This is a genomic window from Roseivivax marinus, assembly GCF_900109705.1.
In the GTDB taxonomy this organism is placed as follows: Bacteria; Pseudomonadota; Alphaproteobacteria; order Rhodobacterales; family Rhodobacteraceae; genus Roseivivax; species Roseivivax marinus.
In genome coordinates, this window is record NZ_FOAI01000003.1 from 232644 (window position 1) to 248614 (window position 15971).

The 15971-nt window shown below is 68.1% G+C and carries 19 protein-coding genes; 13 read left to right on the forward strand and 6 right to left on the reverse strand.

Annotated features, from left to right (window positions below):
- Positions 1-37: 37 nt before the first annotated feature.
- Both BMX29_RS05505 and BMX29_RS05510 read right to left on the reverse strand, forming a co-directional pair.
- The gene (locus tag BMX29_RS05505; protein WP_051487299.1) at positions 38-433 is read right to left on the reverse strand and encodes an ArsR/SmtB family transcription factor; all 396 of its coding nucleotides are present in this window, start codon (positions 431-433) and stop codon (positions 38-40) included.
- Positions 430-849, reverse strand: a complete 420-nt coding sequence (locus BMX29_RS05510; RefSeq protein WP_244889150.1) for a hypothetical protein — start codon at positions 847-849, stop codon at positions 430-432. Before BMX29_RS05510 ends, BMX29_RS05505 begins: the two co-directional genes overlap by 4 nt.
- Before the next feature lie 82 nt (positions 850-931).
- Here BMX29_RS05510 and BMX29_RS05515 point away from each other — a divergent pair, with 82 nt between their 5' ends.
- The 13 genes from BMX29_RS05515 (at position 932) to BMX29_RS05575 (ending at position 11703) form a co-directional block, all read left to right on the forward strand.
- Positions 932-1675, forward strand: a complete 744-nt coding sequence (locus BMX29_RS05515) for a cytochrome c biogenesis CcdA family protein (RefSeq protein WP_092811053.1) — start codon at positions 932-934, stop codon at positions 1673-1675.
- Positions 1676-1697: 22 nt separating this feature from the next.
- Positions 1698-2273 carry a thioredoxin family protein gene (locus tag BMX29_RS05520; RefSeq protein WP_092811055.1) on the forward strand — a complete coding sequence of 192 codons (576 nt, stop codon included), beginning with the start codon at positions 1698-1700 and terminating at the stop codon, positions 2271-2273.
- 93 nt (positions 2274-2366) lie between these two features.
- Positions 2367-2864, forward strand: a complete 498-nt coding sequence (gene soxX / locus BMX29_RS05525; RefSeq protein WP_092811057.1) for a sulfur oxidation c-type cytochrome SoxX — start codon at positions 2367-2369, stop codon at positions 2862-2864.
- Between the two features lie 23 nt (positions 2865-2887).
- A complete protein-coding gene (gene soxY, locus BMX29_RS05530; protein WP_043841084.1) occupies positions 2888-3307 on the forward strand; it encodes a thiosulfate oxidation carrier protein SoxY in 420 nt (139 codons plus the stop codon).
- A gap of 22 nt (positions 3308-3329) precedes the next feature.
- The gene (gene soxZ, locus BMX29_RS05535) at positions 3330-3659 is read left to right on the forward strand and encodes a thiosulfate oxidation carrier complex protein SoxZ (protein ID WP_043841086.1); all 330 of its coding nucleotides are present in this window, start codon (positions 3330-3332) and stop codon (positions 3657-3659) included.
- Between the two features lie 34 nt (positions 3660-3693).
- Positions 3694-4554, forward strand: a complete 861-nt coding sequence (gene soxA, locus BMX29_RS05540) for a sulfur oxidation c-type cytochrome SoxA (RefSeq protein ID WP_043841088.1) — start codon at positions 3694-3696, stop codon at positions 4552-4554.
- A 78-nt stretch (positions 4555-4632) separates the two neighbouring features.
- Positions 4633-6327: a thiosulfohydrolase SoxB gene (soxB, locus tag BMX29_RS05545; RefSeq protein ID WP_092811059.1), complete on the forward strand. Its 1695-nt coding sequence runs from the start codon at positions 4633-4635 to the stop codon at positions 6325-6327.
- Positions 6324-6761, forward strand: a complete 438-nt coding sequence (locus tag BMX29_RS05550) for a DsrE family protein (protein WP_092811061.1) — start codon at positions 6324-6326, stop codon at positions 6759-6761. Before soxB ends, BMX29_RS05550 begins: the two co-directional genes overlap by 4 nt.
- Positions 6762-6777: 16 nt before the next feature.
- A complete protein-coding gene (soxC, locus tag BMX29_RS05555) occupies positions 6778-8034 on the forward strand; it encodes a sulfite dehydrogenase (protein WP_092811063.1) in 1257 nt (418 codons plus the stop codon).
- A complete protein-coding gene (locus BMX29_RS05560) occupies positions 8015-9433 on the forward strand; it encodes a c-type cytochrome (protein WP_092811065.1) in 1419 nt (472 codons plus the stop codon). Before soxC ends, BMX29_RS05560 begins: the two co-directional genes overlap by 20 nt.
- Positions 9430-9798, forward strand: coding sequence for a c-type cytochrome (locus BMX29_RS05565; RefSeq protein ID WP_092811067.1), 369 nt, complete (start codon positions 9430-9432; stop codon positions 9796-9798). Before BMX29_RS05560 ends, BMX29_RS05565 begins: the two co-directional genes overlap by 4 nt.
- 27 nt (positions 9799-9825) lie before the next feature.
- A complete protein-coding gene (locus BMX29_RS05570) occupies positions 9826-11088 on the forward strand; it encodes an NAD(P)/FAD-dependent oxidoreductase (protein ID WP_092811069.1) in 1263 nt (420 codons plus the stop codon).
- A 174-nt stretch (positions 11089-11262) separates the two neighbouring features.
- Positions 11263-11703, forward strand: a complete 441-nt coding sequence (locus BMX29_RS05575) for a DUF302 domain-containing protein (protein ID WP_092811071.1) — start codon at positions 11263-11265, stop codon at positions 11701-11703.
- Positions 11704-11757: 54 nt separating this feature from the next.
- Here BMX29_RS05575 and BMX29_RS05580 read toward each other — a convergent pair whose 3' ends face one another.
- The 4 genes from BMX29_RS05580 to BMX29_RS05595 all read right to left on the reverse strand — a co-directional run bounded on the left by BMX29_RS05580 (position 11758) and on the right by BMX29_RS05595 (position 15966).
- Positions 11758-12678, reverse strand: coding sequence for an MBL fold metallo-hydrolase (locus BMX29_RS05580; protein ID WP_092811073.1), 921 nt, complete (start codon positions 12676-12678; stop codon positions 11758-11760).
- Between the two features lie 75 nt (positions 12679-12753).
- Entirely contained in the window at positions 12754-13653 is a 900-nt protein-coding gene (locus tag BMX29_RS05585; RefSeq protein WP_092811075.1) for an MBL fold metallo-hydrolase, read from the reverse strand.
- 16 nt (positions 13654-13669) lie between these two features.
- Positions 13670-15409: a SulP family inorganic anion transporter gene (locus BMX29_RS05590; protein ID WP_092811077.1), complete on the reverse strand. Its 1740-nt coding sequence runs from the start codon at positions 15407-15409 to the stop codon at positions 13670-13672.
- Positions 15410-15420: 11 nt separating this feature from the next.
- Complete coding sequence (locus BMX29_RS05595; RefSeq protein ID WP_092811079.1) at positions 15421-15966, reverse strand: hypothetical protein; 546 nt, start codon at positions 15964-15966, stop codon at positions 15421-15423.
- Between the last annotated feature and the right edge of the window lie 5 nt (positions 15967-15971).

Genomic DNA, 15971 nt, shown 5'->3' on the forward strand with positions numbered 1-15971 from the left:
GGCGCGCCGCACGCGGTCGGCGCCTCCGGGCGCGGTCTCAGCCGTCGTCGTCCTTGCAGAACAGCTCGTAGACCGTCTCCATCATTCGGCGGGGTTTGTCGTCGGTCAAGCTGTAGTAGATCGTCTTGCCCTCGCGCCGGGGCTGGACCAGCCCCTCGAGACGCAGCCGGGTGAGCTGCTGCGATACCGCCGCCTGCCGCGCCGACAGGATGCGCTCGAGCTCGCCCACGGACTTCTCGCCCGTGGCGAGGTGGCACAGGATCATCAGACGGCCCTCGTGACCGAGCGTCTTGAGGAAGTCGGCGGCCTCGCGGGCCTGCGTCATCATCCGCTCGAGGTCGGCGTCGGGCATGTCCGCATCGAAGCGGGGCAGGGGGCTGGTCGAGGCGATGGGTCCGTTCTCCGCGCTCTCGGGGACGTTCGGCGTGTTCATGGATCGGCGTCCACGGTCGCGGGACGGCCGGCATCCTGTTGGTCTGGACCCCAGAGGTCGGCCTCTGTCAACATGCGTTCGACCATCGGCCAGAAGAAATCCTCTCCGGGATAGCCTTCGATGCGCGCGTGTTCAGTCCCGTCCTCCACGAGGATGAAGGTGGGCGTCAGCCGTGGAGGCGAGACGAGGTCTAGGTCATCGGGGATGGGCCGGGTGATGTCGACCCGCCGGATCGGCGCAGCACGCCCGGCGTCGGTCTTGGGGTAGGCGTCGCCGACCTCGGCCTCCCAGCGGGCGCACCACATGCAGCCCTCTTCCTCCACCATCACGAGTCGCACTTCGGCCGCCGCGTCGCGCGGCAGGCAGGCGGCCCCGAGTACGAGGCTTGCGATGATGGCAAAGGTGGTGCGTCCCAAAAGTCGAAGCGTCCGATTGACCCAATCTAATTCACAGATAATAATGTTTTGATATCGACGCGGCAAGGGGAGGAGTCGCGAATTGTTCGAAGTCACGCTCGGCGGGGCCGCGCTGGCCGGCCTGCTGTCGTTCCTGTCGCCCTGCATACTGCCTATTGTGCCGTTCTACATCGGCTACCTCGCGGGCGCCGGGGCCGAACGCGCCGAAAGCGGCGCGTCGTCGGGGACAGCCGCGGCCGCGCGCCCGGCCTTCCTGCCGGCGATCCTGTTCTCGCTCGGGATCATCGTGGTGTTCGTCGCGCTCGGCGCCTCGGCCTCGTTCGCGGGCCAGTTCGTGCGGCAGTGGTTCGACGTGCTGCGCTGGATCGCGGCGGCGCTTATCATCGTGATGGGGCTGCACTTCCTGGGCGTGCTTCGGATCGGCGTGCTCTACCGCCAGTTCCGGGCCGAACCCGGCGACGTCACCGCGCTGTCGCTGCCCATGGCCTTCGTGCTGGGACTGGCCTTCGCCTTTGGCTGGACGCCGTGCGTCGGCCCCGTGCTGGCAGCGATCCTCTTCACCGCCGCGGGCACCGAGACGGCCGGACAGGGGGCGTGGCTTCTCCTTGCCTACGGCATCGGAATGACCGCGCCCTTCGTCCTGGCCGCCGCCTTCGTCGGGCCGTTCCAGCGGTTCATGGCACGCTTCCGGCGGCATCTCGGCACGGTCGAGAAGGTCACCGGCGGGATGCTTGTTGTCTTCGGCCTGCTCATCGCCACCAATTCAGTCAACCTCATCGCCCAGTGGATGCTCGAGACCTTCCCGGTGTTCTCGCGCTACGGCTGACCTCACCAGAAGGAGCCTTCCGATGATCCGACGCCTGTTCCTGAGTCTCGCCGCGGCCGCCGCGCTCACGGTCCCCGCTTTTGCCGAGGTGCCCATGGGCGACGACGGCCTGCACAAACCCGACTGGCTGCGGGAGACCTTCCTCGACCTGCGCGAGGACCTCGCGGAGGCGAATGCCGAGGGCAAGCGCCTGTTGATCCTCGTCGAGCAGCGCGGCTGTTCCTACTGCCGCAAGATGCACGAAGAGGTGTTCACAGCGCCGAACGTCGAACAGGCCATTCGCGAGGATTTCTTCGTGCTCCAGATCAACATGTTCGGCGACATCGAGGTGACCGATTTCGACGGTGAGACCATGCCCGAGAAGGAAATATCGAAGCGCTGGGGTCTGCTCTTCACGCCGACGATGATGTTCCTGCCCGAGGAGGTCGCCGAGGATGCCACCGCCGCCGAGGCCGCCGTCGCCACCATGCCCGGCGCCTTCAGCAAGAACACCACGCACAACCTGATGACGTTCGTGACCGACCACGTCTACGAGACCGACGAGCCGTTCCAGAAGTATCACGCGCGCAAGCTCGAGGAGGCGGGAGTCAACGAATAAATATATTCACAGACGTGATATTGATGGTTGCCAACGCGCGAACCCCGCGTCTACGCTAGGACACAAGGGCAGGGAGGCCCGAAGGGAGGAGACATGACTCGCATTGAACGACGCGCTGTCGGCGCGGCGATCGCCGCACTCATTGCCGCCGCACCGCTGTGGGCGGCGGAGGCCGTGGCTCCGGACGCGGTGAACTTCACTGACGTCGGCGGAATCGCGGAGTCGCTGAGCGGCACCCCCGGCGATGTCGAGAACGGCGCCGCCCTGATGAACAAGGGCGCGGGCAACTGCATCGCCTGCCACCAGGTGACCGCTCTGAACGACCTGCCGTTTCACGGCGAGGTCGGGCCGTCCCTCGACGGTGTGGGCGAGCGCTGGGACGAGGCGCAGATCCGCGGCATCGTGGCCGACGCCAAGAAAACGTTCCCGGGGACCATCATGCCGTCCTTCTACAAGACCGGCCCCTACGAGCGGCCGGGTGACGGCTACACCGGCAAGGCCGCGCAGGGCGAACTCGATCCGCTGCTCACGGCGCAGGACGTCGAGGACGTGGTGGCCTTCCTGATGACGCTCGACACCTATCCCGAATGACACCCAGAGAGGAGCACGCTCCGATGACTTTGTCCCGAAGAGAGACGCTGGCCCTCGGCCTCGGCGCCTTCGCCGCCAGCTTCGTTTTGCCCAAGATCGCCACCGCCGCGACCGAGGATGCCATCGCCGCGTTCACCGGTGGCGCGGAACTCGGCCAGGGCGACCTGACCCTGACGGCCCCCGAGATCGCAGAGAACGGCAACACGGTGCCGATCGAGATCGACGCCCCGGGCGCCGAGTCGGTCCTGATCCTCGCCGCCGGCAATCCCAACCCGGACGTCGCGACCTTCAACTTCGGCCCGATGGCCGGCGCGCACACCGCGTCCACGCGGATCCGTCTTGCGGGCACGCAGGACGTGATCGCCATCGCCAAGATGTCGGACGGCTCGTTCGTCGAGGCGCGCCAGGAAGTGAAGGTCACCATCGGCGGCTGCGGCGGCTGATCCGGACCAGAGGAGAGAGACAATGGCAGAGAATGTGAAACCCCGCGTCCGCGTCCCCTCGTCCGCCTCGGCCGGCGAAGTGGTGACGATCAAGACGCTCATCAGCCACCAGATGGAATCCGGTCAACGCAAGGATTCCGAGGGCAACACCATCCCGCGGTCGATCATCAACCGCTTCGTGGCGGAGTTCAACGGCGAGACCGTGGTGGACGTCAAGATGGAGCCCGCCATCTCGACCAACCCGTATTTCGAGTTCCAGGCGAAGATCCCCGAGAGCGGGACCATGAGCTTCACCTGGTACGACGACGACGGCTCCGTCTACGAGGATTCGCAAGAGATCACCGTGGGCTGAGCCCGTTCGACGGCAGCAAAGGGAGGAGCTACCGATGTCGAAGTCCGTATGGCTGGGCGGGTGCGCCGCCGCAGCACTGATGTTCTGTGCGCCGGCGATCGTGACCGCGCAGGACGATGCCGCCGACCGAGAGCTCGTCATCAACGGCGAAATCGAGATCGTCACCGAGGCGGATGCGCCCGCGCATCTCGAGAACATGTCGACGATCCGGTCCGGCTGGACCTTCCGGTCGCCCGAGACGCAGACCATGCAGATGGACGACTTCGACAATCCCGGCACTCTCGGGGTCGAAGCGGCGCGCGAGGCGTTTTCGGCCGATCTCGGCAACGGCGAGAGCTGCGCGGGCTGCCACGAGAGCCCCGAGGAACTCGCGGGCGTGCGCGCGGTCTACCCCAAGTGGGACGCGGACGCCGGGGCGGTCCAGACCATCGAGATGCAGATCAACGAGTGCATCACCGAACGGGCGGGCGCCGAGGCCTGGGGCTACGACAGCGGCGAGATGATCGACATGTCCGCGCTCATGTCCTTCGTGTCGCGCGGCGAGGCGGTGAACGTCGCCATCGACGGGCCGGCTGCCGAGACGTGGGAGAAGGGCAAGGAGATCTACTACACCCGGTATGGTCAGTTGGAGCTTTCGTGCGCGAACTGCCACGAGGACAACTACGACAACATGATCCGGGCCGACCACCTGAGCCAGGGCCAGATCAACGGCTTCCCGACCTATCGCCTGAAGAATGCCAAGCTCAACTCGGTGCAGGGCCGCTTCAAGGGCTGCGTGCGCGACACCCGGGCCGAGACGTTCTCTCCGGGCTCGCCCGAGTTCGTGGCGCTGGAGCTTTACGTAGCGTCGCGCGGCAACGGTCTGTCTGTCGAAGGCCCCGCCGTTCGCAACTGAACCGAAAAGAGGCCTCCGTGCGGTGCGCGGGGGCCTTTTCGTCCGAAACCCATTCACAGATATGATTGTGATACACCGATGATCGCACGCCGCCACTTCCTCCAGGCCGGACTTGCCGCCTCGGCGCTCGTAGGCGCCTCGGGCTTCGGCAACTGGGCGCGGCTCGCCGCGCAGCAGAGCCTGACGCAGGACGACCTGATCGGCGGGCCGGGCAGCGGCACCGTCTCGCTCATCCACATCACCGACATCCACGCGCAGACACAGCCGATCTATTTCCGTGAGCCCGAGATCAACCTCGGCGTCGGCGCGGTGACCGGTCTTCCGCCCCACATCACCGGCGCGGCCTTCCGCAAGGCGTTCGGGATCAAGGACGGCAGCCCCCGCGACTATGCGCTGACCAGCGAGGACTTCGTGTCGCTCGCCCGGGCGTACGGCCGGATGGGCGGCCTCGACCGCATCGCCACCGTGGTCAAGGCGATCAAGGCCGACCGCCCCGACGCGCTGGTGCTGGACGGCGGCGACACCTGGCAGGGTTCGCTGCCCGCGCTCCGGACCGAGGGTGCCGACATGGTGCGCCTGTTCAACGCGCTCGGCACCGAGGCGATGACCTCGCACTGGGAATTCACGCTGGGCTCCGAGCGGGTGCGCGAGATCGTCGAGGGAGAGCTCGACCCAGCCTTCCTCGGCGCCAACATCTTCGACGCGGAGTGGGACGAGCCGGCCTTCGAACCGATGAAGATGTTCGAGCGCGGCGGCGCCAGGATCGCCGTGATCGGGCAGGCCTTTCCCTACATGCCCATCGCCAACCCCGGCTGGATGTTCCCCGAGCTGTCCTTCGGCATCCGGCAGGAGCGCATGGCCGAGGTCGTGCAATCCGCCCGGGATCAGGGCGCGGAGGCGGTGGTCCTGCTGTCCCACAACGGCTTCGACGTGGACCGCAAACTTGCCGAGGACATTCCCGGCATCGACGTGATCCTGACCGGACACACCCACGACGCGATCCCCGAGCCGGTGATGGTCGGCAAGACCGCCCTGATCGCCTCGGGCAGCCACGGCAAGTTCGTCAGCCGGGTCGATCTTGACGTGGACGCGAGTGGTGTGAAGGGGATCGAGCACCGGCTGATCCCGATCTTCTCGGACGTGATCGAACCCGACGCCGACATGGCCGCGCTGGTCAATGAGACCCGCGCCCCCTTCGCCGACGAGATGTCCGAGGTGCTGGGCACCACCGACTCGCTTCTGTTCCGTAGGGGCAACTTCAACGGCACCTGGGATGACCTGATCTGCAACGCGCTCATCGCGGAGCGCGAGGCCGACATCGCGCTGTCGCCGGGCTTTCGCTGGGGCGCCTCGATGATCCCCGGCCAGGAGATCACCCGCGAGGACGTCTTCAACGTCACCGCCATGAGCTACCCGGAGGCCTACCGTACGGAGATGACCGGAGAATTCCTCCACACGGTCATGGAGGACGTGGCCGACAACCTCTTCAATCCCGACCCCTACTATCAGCAGGGCGGCGACATGGTCCGCGTGGGCGGTATGGGCTACCGCATCGACGTGGCCAAGGCTCAGGGCGAGCGGATCACCGAGATGACCCTGCTCAGCACGGGCGAAGCCATCGATCCGTCGAAGACTTACGTCGTCGCCGGCTGGGCCAGCGTCAACGAGGGCACCGAGGGGCCGCCGATCTGGGAGGTGGTCGAGAACCACATCCGTCGGCAGGGCACGGTCAGCATCGACCCCAACCAGAGTGTGGACGTGGTGGCGGGATGAAACAGGCACGGAGACTTTTCGCGGCATGCGCTCTCGTGGCGATGGGCACGGTGGCGTCGGCCGAGGGCGAGACCCACAAGGTCGCGGTCCACGTCGACGCGAGCGATCTGCACGTGATGAACATGGCGCTGAACAACGTGGCCAACCTGCAAAGCTACTACGCCGAGCAGGGTGACGAGGTGACCGTCGAGGTCGTCACCTACGGCCCCGGTCTCACGATGCTGACCGCCGGCAGCCCGGTCGCCGCCCGCATCTCGACCATGTCGCTGGAGGCCGGCGACCTGACCTTCTCGGCATGCGCGAACACGATGGCCGGAATGGAGAAGAAGACCGGCCAGAAGCCCCAGCTGCTCGACGAGGCGCAAATCGTGCCCTCGGGCGTGGTGCGGCTGATCGAACTTCAGGAAGACGGCTACGCCTACGTGCGGCCGTGAGACGGAGGACCCGAGGATGACCGATACGTCCCGACGCAATTTCCTGCGCGGCGCGGCGCTGGCCGGGGCCGGTGCGGCCGTGGGCGGGCGCGCGATGGCGCAGACGCCCGATCCCGCGATCACCGAGCTGCCTCCCTGGCAGCAATATCTGGGCGAAGGCGTCGATGCCGCGCCCTACGGGATGCCGTCGCAGTACGAGGCCCACGTGGTGCGCCGCAACGTGCCGTGGCTGACCGCCGATGCGACCTCTTCGGTGAACTTCACGCCGCTGCACGAACTGGACGGGATCATCACACCGAACGGCCTGTGCTTCGAGCGCCACCACGGCGGCGTCGCCGAAGTCGATCCGGCCGAGTACCGGCTGATGATCAACGGCCTTGTCGATACGCCGTTGGTCTTCGATCTGCAGGATCTCATGCGCTTCCCGCGTGAGAACCGGATCCACTTCCTCGAATGCGCGGCGAACAGCGGCATGGAGTGGCGCGGCGCGCAGCTCAACGGCTGCCAGTTCACTCACGGCATGATCCACAACGTCATGTATACCGGCGTGCCACTGCGCCTGCTGCTCGAGGAAGCGGGCGTGAAGACCGCGGGCACCTGGCTTCTGGCCGAGGGCGCGGACGCCTCCGCCATGACCCGCTCGATCCCGATGGAGAAGGCGCTCGACGATTGTCTCGTGGCGTTCAAGATGAACGGCGAGATGCTGCGCCCCGAGCAGGGTTACCCGGTGCGCCTCGTGGTGCCGGGCTGGGAAGGCAACATGTGGGTGAAGTGGCTGCGCCGGATCGAGGTCGGCGATCAGCCGTGGCATCACCGAGAGGAGACGTCGAAATACACCGACCTCTTCCCCGACGGGCAGGCCCGCCGCTTCACTTGGGAGATGGACGCCAAGTCCGTCATCACCAATCCCAGCCCGCAGGCGCCGATCACCCACGGGCCGGGTCGCATGGTGCTGTCGGGCGTGGCGTGGTCGGGCCGGGGCACCATCCCGCGCGTGGACGTGACACTCGACGGCGGCAACAGCTGGGTGCAGGCACGCATGTCGGGCCCGAGCTTCGACAAGTCGATGCACCGCTTCTACCACGAGTTCGACTGGGACGGCCGGCCGCTGCTGTTGCAGTCCCGCGCGCACGACTCCACGGGCTACGTGCAGCCAACCAAGGACATGCTGCGCGAGATCCGGGGCGAGAACTCGATCTACCACAACAACGGCATCCAGACCTGGGCCGTCAACGAACAGGGGGTCGCCGAGAATGTCGAAGTCTCCTCTTAATCCGCTCGTGCCAACACTTGGCGGGATCGCGGCGACACTGGCCGGTGCCTACATCCTCGCCGACCAGTTCGTCGTGGACCTGCCCGCCCCCGCCCGCGGTGGGTTCGAGATCGTCCCGGCCGCGAACGCGCAGGAGGCCGCGACTCCGAACGGGGCCGCCGATGCGGCGCGGATGGACGACGCGGCCGCCACGTCGCGCGCCGACGCCGGTGACGCCGCACCCGAGGCCGAGATGCACACGGCGTCCGCCGAGGCCGACGGGTCCGCGGCCGCGGCATCCTCGCACGAGGGAGGATACGGCCTCGGCCGTCCGGCCCTCGACGAGGAAATCGCGGCCTGGGACATCGATATCCGGCCCGACGGGCAGGGCCTGCCCCGGGGCGAGGGCGACGTCTGGACCGGCGAGGAACTTTTCGTCGCGCAGTGCGCCATGTGTCACGGCGATTTCGGCGAGGGGGCGGGCCGCTGGCCGCAGCTCGCGCTCGGCACGGGAACGCTGACGAGCAATGACCCGGTGAAGACCGTGGGCTCGTACTGGCCCTATCTTTCGACGGTGTGGGACTACGTGCACCGCGCCATGCCCTTCGGCAATGCGCAGTCGCTGTCGGATGACGAGGTCTACGCGATCACCGCCTACATCCTTTACCTCAACGAGATCGTGGAGGATGATTTCGTCCTGTCTTCCGACAGCTTCGCCGAGGTCGAGATGCCGAATGCCGGGGCCTTCTACATGGACGATCGCGCCGAGACCGAGCTGCCCGAGTTCTCTCGCGAGGTGTGCATGGAGAACTGCAAGGAGGACGTGAAGATCACCATGCGGGCCCGCGTTCTCGACGTGACTCCCGAGGGCGGCGACGATGCCGAAAACGCCCCGAACGAGGCTGCGGCGCCGGAAGAGGCGATGGACGGCGGCGACCACGCTGCGTCGGACGAGGCCTCTGCGAACGACGCGGCCCCGGCGGAGGAGCAACAGACCGAGACCGCGCAGACTGCCTCCGGCGGCGCCGCGCCCGAAAGCGCTTCGACTTCCGAGACCGAGGATGCGCCGGAAGACATCCGGATCGTCGCCGCCGATCCCGCCCTGATCGAGGACGGCGCCAAGGTGTTCCGCAAGTGCCAGGCCTGCCACCAGGTCGGCGCAGATGCCTCGAACCGCGTGGGCCCGCAGCTCAACGGTCTGCTCGGGCGGACAGTGGGCAGCGCGGAGGGCTTCAGCTATTCCAACACCTTCGAGAAGGCCCACGACGCGGGCGAGGTCTGGACGGCGGAGCATCTTGCCGAGTTCCTCGCCGACCCGCGCGGCACCTACACTGGCACCAAGATGTCCTTTGCCGGTCTCAAGGACGACGCGGACATCGAGGCGGTCACCGCCTACATCGAAGCCGAGGGCGCCGAGTGACGCGCGCCGGGCTCCTCGCTCTCGCGGCGCTGGCTATGGCGGCCGGTGGTGCGGGAGCGCGGGCCGAGACGTCCCATGCAGAGGCGGCCATGACGCCCGGCGGCGACGAGATCGCCGGCATCCTCGCCCTCGAACCCGACCTTGGCTACGGCGCCTACCTCGCGTCGGACTGCACAAGCTGTCACGCCGATGCGGCCGCCGAGGGGATTCCTCGCATCCGTGATCTGCCGACCGGTACCATCGTGGCGGCTCTGGTGGACTACCGGCGCGGCGCACGGCAGCATCAGGTCATGGAGACGATCGCGCGCAGGCTCGGCGATGAGGAGATCGCCGCGCTGGCCGCATTTTTGGGCGAGGCCGACTGACGCCTCGCGCTTCAGGGAGGGACGGCCATGACTTTCGACAGACGGACGGTGATCGGCGGGCTCGCCGCCGGCGCGGCGGCGCTTTCCGCGCCGATGGTGATGGCGCAGGGCGTCCCGCGCGTCGTGGTGGTCGGCGGCGGCGCCGGGGGCGCCACGGCGGCGCGCTACATCGCCAAGGGATCGCAGGGCGCGGTGAGCGTCACGCTGATCGAGCCGACGCGCCGCTACTACACCTGCTTCTTCTCGAACCTCTATCTCGGCGGTCTGCGCGAGATGGACAGCTTGGGCCACGATTACGGCACGCTGGCCGCCGAGTATGGCATCAACGTCGTGCACGACTGGGCCGTGGGCGTCGACCGCGACGCCAGAACCGTCTCGCTCGCCTCGGGCGGATCGATCCCCTACGACAAGCTGATCCTCTCGCCCGGCATCGACTTCAAGGAGGGTGCGGTTCCCGGCTGGGACGTGACCGCGCAGACCGCCATGCCGCACGCCTACAAGGGCGGCACGCAGGCGCAGCTTCTGAAGGCGCAGGTGATGGCGATGCCCGAGGGCGGCACCTTCGCGATCGTCACGCCGCCCAACCCCTATCGCTGTCCGCCGGGCCCTTACGAACGGGTCTCGATGGTCGCCCACACGCTGAGCGAGGTGAACCCCTCGGCCAAGATCCTCATCGTCGATCCCAAGGAGGGCTACTCCAAGCAGGCCCTGTTCGAGGAGGGCTGGCAGGCGCACTACGGCGGCATGATCGAGCGGATCGGTCCGGATTTCGGGGGCACCAACGTGTCGGTCAATCCCGCAGAGATGACCATCGACATCGACGGTCAGGTCGAGAGCGTGGACGTCTGCAACGTGATCCCGGCGCAGCAGGCCGGGCATATCGTGCACGCCGCCGGCCTGACCGATGGCGACTGGGCCCCGGTGAACGCGGACGACCTCTCTTCGAAGACGGATCCAGACGTGCACATCCTCGGCGACTCCGCGGCGCAAGGCGACATGCCGAAATCTGGCTTCGCCGCCAACAGCCAGGCCAAGGTCTGCGCTAACGCCGTGCTCGGCGCTCTCACCGACGCCCGTGTCTTCCCGGCGCGGTTCTCGAACACCTGCTGGTCGCTCATCGCGCCCGAGGACGGCGTGAAGGTCGGCGCAACCTACGAGGCGACCGAGGAAAAGATCGCCTCCATCGACAGCTTCATCAGCCAGCCCGGGGAGGACGCAGAGACCCGCGCGCAGACCTACCAGGAAAGCCTTGGCTGGTATGCCGCGATCACGGCGGACATGTTCGGCTGAGGCGTGGTCCCGCGGCGCCGGATCGCGCCGTCCGCGCCCGCGGGCCAGCCACATGTCCGAACCGAACGGCCCGTCTGCCTCCGGCGGGGATATCGAGGCCAATAAGAAGGGGAGCGGCCGCGCCCTTGCCGGCGGTCGGGATCCCGGGAGCCAACAGCAGAAAGGAAATACGCCATGTCCGTTCGTATCGCAGCCGCCGCGACCTGCCTCGCGCTGGGGCTGGCCGCGCCTCTCGCCGCGCAGGACGCGATCACATACGACTTCGAGGGCTCGTTCGACGACGCGACCTTCGCCGTCGAGAACGCCATCGTGAACCAGGGTCTCGTGATCGACTCCGTCAGCCACGTGGGCGACATGCTGGCTCGCACCGGCGAAGACGTGGGCAGCGCGCAGGAGCTCTTCACCGGGGCCGACATATTCCAGTTCTGCTCGGCGGTGGTGAGCCGTGAGGTGATGGAGGCGGATCCCCTGAACGTGGTGCACTGTCCCTACAGCATCGCCGTGACCGAGCGCGACGGCGCGGTCATGATCCTGCACCGGTCCTATCCCGACGGCGCCATGCAGCAGGTCGAGGACCTGCTGTCCACCATCGTCGCCGAGGCGGGCGGCAGCTGAGCCCGCGCCGGCAGGGTGGTGGCTGACCGCGCTGGCCGCGGTCCGCGTGTCCGTTCAGAGCGGGGAAAAGCGGTAGGCCTCGCCGTCGCGCGAAACCGTTCCGAGGCCGCCGTCCGGCAGGTGGAAGCCCACGAAGGTCTCGCCGCTATCGGCCAGTTCCGCGAGCAGGGTGGTGCGTGTCTCGATCCCGCGCTCCGGGTCGTGGTCCGCGGGGCTCGGCCAATCGGGCCGCGCCAGCGCGAGGTGGCCGTTGCCGATGGCGTCGCCGACGACCAGCGCCGAGGCGTCGCCGTCCGTGATCCGCGCGCCCACATGGCCCGGCGTGTGGCCCGGCAGCGGCAGGAGGCGCAGGCCCGGCATCACTTCGGCGTCCTCCGCCACCCGCTCCAGCCGATCGCCCAGCGTCTCGATCCGTCGCGCGGCGCCGACGGCAAAGCTCTGGCGCGCCTCGCCAAGCGCATCGACCGTCGCCGGATCGGTCCAGTAGGCGGCCTCGGTCTCGGCCATGACGTGGCGGGCATTCGCGAAGAGCGGTTCGTCGAAATCGTCGAGCGCGCCCCAGAGGTGGTCGGGATGGCCATGGGTAAAGACCAGGTCGGTGATGTCGTCCGGCGCGAGGCCGAGGGCGTCGAGGCCTGCCGTGATCTCGCCGGCGGTCGGCATGAAACCCGCGCCCGAGCCCGCGTCGAACAGCACGCGGCGGTCGCCCGAGGTCCAGAGCGTCAGGTTGCACGGTGCCCGGGCCGCGCCCGGCTCGATCCCCGCCGCTTCGAGGATCGCGCGCGCCTCGTCCGCGGGCAGGTCGCCGATCACGAAGCTCTCGGGCAGCACCAGGTGCCCGTCAGAGACCGTTCGCAGCGTGCCGCTGCCGATCGTGGTCTCGGCCACCACCGCCGTGGCAATGCCGCCAACGGAGGCACACCCCGCCGCCGCGCCGAGCCATGTCAAAACCGTCCTGCGCCGAATGTCGGGCATGTCGAATCTCCTCCTTCTTCTTGTGCCGTCAGGATAACAGGCCCCGCCCAAGGCGGGCGAGGCCGGGCCGCCCGCTCAGAAGCGGTTTGCGGGAATCTTGAAGTAGCTGTTGCCGTCCGCCTCGGGAGCGGGCAGGCGGCCGCCGCGCAGGTTGACCTGAAGGGCGTGCAGCATCCGGTCGGGCAGGTTCAGGGTGGCGTCGCGGGCCTCGCGCACTTCGACGTATTTCTCCTTCGACACGCCGCCGCCGAGATGGGTGTTGTGGGCCTTCTGCTCGGCCACGGTGCTTTCCCAGGCGGGATCGTCGCGGCCCTCGGCACCGTAGTCGTGGCCGATGAAGATGCGGTGCTCGTCGGGGTAGGACAGAATCTCCATCAGCGAGTCGTAGAGCATCGCCGCCGATCCGCCGGGGAAGTCCGCCCGGGCCGTGCCGCTGTCGGGCTGCATGAAGGTGTCGTGCGCGAAGATCGCATCGCCCACCACGTAGGTGATCGACCCCAAGGTGTGACCCGGGGACAGCAGGACTGTCGCGTCGAGATCGCCGATGCGGAACGTGTCGCCCTTGGCGAAGAGACGGTCGAAGTCGGAATCCACATCGAAGGCGTCAGGTTCGTGGTAGAAGTCGCGCCAGAGGCCCGCGATCTCGCGCACCTTCTCGCCGATGGCGGTCTGCACGCCGGTCTTCTCCTTGAGGTAGGAGGACGCCATCATGTGGTCGGCATGGGGATGGGTGTCGAGGATCCACTCGAGCGTGAGACCTTCCCGCGCGATCCAGTCCAGCGCCCAGTCGGCGCTTTCGGTCGAGGTGCGCGCACGGGCCGGGTTGAAGTCGAGCACCACGTCGATCAGCGCGCATCTGGACGTCGCCTCGTCGATGCAGATGTACTGGCAGCTGCCGCTGGCCTTGTCGTAGAAGCCGACGACCTTCGGGCTGCCGGGGCCGCGCGAGGGGCTGACGGAATGGGGGATGCTCATGCAGGTAGTCTCCGGTTCATTCTGCGGCGTCGGCCCGGTCGGGCCGCTGCGCCAGTGCTGTCCAGGCGTCGTATTGCGACAGGAACACGCGCCCGTTCAACTGGTCGAGGAAGTGCGTCGTCTTGAGCCGGTCCATCACCGGTCCCTTCACTTCCGAGAGGTGCAGGCCGACGTTCATGTCGGCCAGCCGATGGTTCACCGCCTCGAGGCTCTCGAGCGCGGAGTAGTCTATGGCGTTCACCGCGGAGCACATCAGGACCACGTGCTGCACCTCGCAGCCTTCGGTCACGCGGTCCTGCACCAGGTCCTCGAGGAAGCGCGCGTTGACGAAGTAGAGGCTTTCGTCGATGCGCAGCGTCAGGACGCGCGGATCGGTGTGGACATCGTGGCGGTCGATGTTGCGGAAGTGGTGCGTGCCGGGCACCAGCCCGACCTCGGCCACGTGTGGGCGCGAGGTGGTCCAGAGGTGCAGCAGGACCGACAGGATCACGCCGGAGGCGACGCCGATCTCGACACCCATGGTCAGGGTCAGCAGGATCGTGGCGGCGACCGCGGCGAAGTCGGCGCGGGAATAGCTCCAGGTCTTTTGCAGGATCGACAGGTCGACGAGGCTCAGGACCGCGACCACGATGGTCGCCGCCAGCGTGGCGTTCGGCAGGTAGTAGACCAGCGGCGTCAACGCCACTGCGGCGATGGCGAGGCCTGCCGCGGTGAAGGCGCCGGCGGCGGGCGTTTCGGCGCCCGCGTCGAAGTTCACCACCGAGCGCGCGAACCCGCCGGTGACGGGATAGCCGCCGGTGAAGGCCGCGCCGAGGTTTGCGGCGCCGAGGCCGATAAGTTCCTGGTCGGGATCGATGCGCTGGCGCTTCTTGGCGGCCAGCGTCTGCGCGACCGAGATCGACTCCACGAAGCCGATCACCGAGATCAGGATTGCCGGGATCAGCAACTGCCGGACAAGGTCGGCCGAGAGGCCCGGCATGGTCAGCGGCGGCAGCGCCTGCGGCACCGAACCCACGACGGCCACGCCCCGGTCGGCCAGTCCGAGGGCCCAGACCGCCAGCGTGGTCACCACGACCGCCGCCACGGGCCCGGCCTTGGTCGCGATGTCGGCTGCGAGCGGCCCCGCACCCATGCGGCGCAGCAGCGGCTTGAGCCCGCGCCGGACCCAGAACAGGAAAGCGGTCGCGGCGACGCCGATGACCACGGTGATCGGGTTGATCCCGCCCAGGTGCGACAGCAGCGATCCCACCATCTCGATCAGCGTGTGACCGTGCGCCTCGACGCCGAGGATATGCTTGAGCTGGCTGGTGGCGATCAGGATCCCCGAGGCCGTGATGAAGCCCGCGATCACCGGGTGACTGAGGAAGTTCGCCAGAAAGCCCAGCCGGAAGACGCCCAGAAGGACGAGGAACCCGCCCGAGAGTCCGGCCAGCGTCAGGGCCGCGACCGCATATCCCGCCGTGCCCTGTTCGGCGACCTGGCCCACCGCCGAGGCGGTGAGAAGCGACACCACCGCGACCGGACCCACGGCCAGCGCGCGCGAGGTCCCGAAGATCGCGTAAAGCAGGATCGGCGCGATCGAGGCGTAGATGCCGGCCTCGGGCGGCAGGCCCGCGAGCAGCGCGTAGGCCAGCGATTGCGGGATCAGCATGATCGTCACGATCACCGCCGCGATCATGTCGTTGGTCAGCGCCGAGCGGTCGTAGCGCCGTCCCCAGTCGAGGATGGGCAGGTAGCGGCTGAGGGTGCGGGGCATTCAGGTGATCCTCACTGGCCGTGCTGGTGGCCCGGCCCGGAATGGTCGGTCTCGTAGCCCCGCGCCCGGGCGTAGAGCATGGTCTGGTGCCGGTCGAGCAGGGGCGCCGTGTGCAGATGCGCGGCGAGGTGGGCTGCTCGGAGATCGCCTTCGACGGCGCCGATGCGCGCGGTGGCCCGCGTGACGTCGTCCGGCGAAGGGGCAGTGTCGCCCGAGAACAGCGCGTCGAGGTCGGCCTCGGCGGCGATCAGTGCCTCGCCGAGGGGCCGGACGACGGCGAGCATGTCCTGCCGGATCGCCTCGACCGCGTCGCGCGTCCGCGCGTCGAGCGACAGCTCATCCGCCAGTTCGAGCACGTGCAGCGGCCCCGGCCAGCCGTTCAGTTCGGCCGCGCGGGCATAGCCGAGACCGGCGCCCGTGCGCAGGCCCTCGGTCCGCTCCTCCGACAGCCCGGCGATGGCGCGCGTGTCCTGACCGGCATAGGGCGACGCGTCCTGCGCCGGGGCGGCGCCGGCAAGGCCGAGGCCGAGGACCGGGATCGAAAGAAAGCGGATCATGGGGG

What these genes read in the sequence shown, in the direction of transcription:
- soxA (WP_043841088.1), top strand. Translation starts at nt 3,694, where the DNA reads ATGTCGAAGTCCGTATGGCTGGGCGGGTGCGCCGCCGCAGCACTGATG.
- BMX29_RS05580 (WP_092811073.1), bottom strand. Translation starts at nt 12,678, where the DNA reads ATGCCCGACATTCGGCGCAGGACGGTTTTGACATGGCTCGGCGCGGCG.
- BMX29_RS05585 (WP_092811075.1), bottom strand. Translation starts at nt 13,653, where the DNA reads ATGAGCATCCCCCATTCCGTCAGCCCCTCGCGCGGCCCCGGCAGCCCG.
- BMX29_RS05550 (WP_092811061.1), top strand. Translation starts at nt 6,324, where the DNA reads ATGAAACAGGCACGGAGACTTTTCGCGGCATGCGCTCTCGTGGCGATG.
- soxX (WP_092811057.1), top strand. Translation starts at nt 2,367, where the DNA reads ATGACTCGCATTGAACGACGCGCTGTCGGCGCGGCGATCGCCGCACTC.
- BMX29_RS05590 (WP_092811077.1), bottom strand. Translation starts at nt 15,409, where the DNA reads ATGCCCCGCACCCTCAGCCGCTACCTGCCCATCCTCGACTGGGGACGG.
- BMX29_RS05505 (WP_051487299.1), bottom strand. Translation starts at nt 433, where the DNA reads ATGAACACGCCGAACGTCCCCGAGAGCGCGGAGAACGGACCCATCGCC.
- BMX29_RS05595 (WP_092811079.1), bottom strand. Translation starts at nt 15,966, where the DNA reads ATGATCCGCTTTCTTTCGATCCCGGTCCTCGGCCTCGGCCTTGCCGGC.
- soxY (WP_043841084.1), top strand. Translation starts at nt 2,888, where the DNA reads ATGACTTTGTCCCGAAGAGAGACGCTGGCCCTCGGCCTCGGCGCCTTC.
- soxC (WP_092811063.1), top strand. Translation starts at nt 6,778, where the DNA reads ATGACCGATACGTCCCGACGCAATTTCCTGCGCGGCGCGGCGCTGGCC.
- soxZ (WP_043841086.1), top strand. Translation starts at nt 3,330, where the DNA reads ATGGCAGAGAATGTGAAACCCCGCGTCCGCGTCCCCTCGTCCGCCTCG.
- BMX29_RS05570 (WP_092811069.1), top strand. Translation starts at nt 9,826, where the DNA reads ATGACTTTCGACAGACGGACGGTGATCGGCGGGCTCGCCGCCGGCGCG.
- BMX29_RS05520 (WP_092811055.1), top strand. Translation starts at nt 1,698, where the DNA reads ATGATCCGACGCCTGTTCCTGAGTCTCGCCGCGGCCGCCGCGCTCACG.
- BMX29_RS05575 (WP_092811071.1), top strand. Translation starts at nt 11,263, where the DNA reads ATGTCCGTTCGTATCGCAGCCGCCGCGACCTGCCTCGCGCTGGGGCTG.
- soxB (WP_092811059.1), top strand. Translation starts at nt 4,633, where the DNA reads ATGATCGCACGCCGCCACTTCCTCCAGGCCGGACTTGCCGCCTCGGCG.
- BMX29_RS05560 (WP_092811065.1), top strand. Translation starts at nt 8,015, where the DNA reads ATGTCGAAGTCTCCTCTTAATCCGCTCGTGCCAACACTTGGCGGGATC.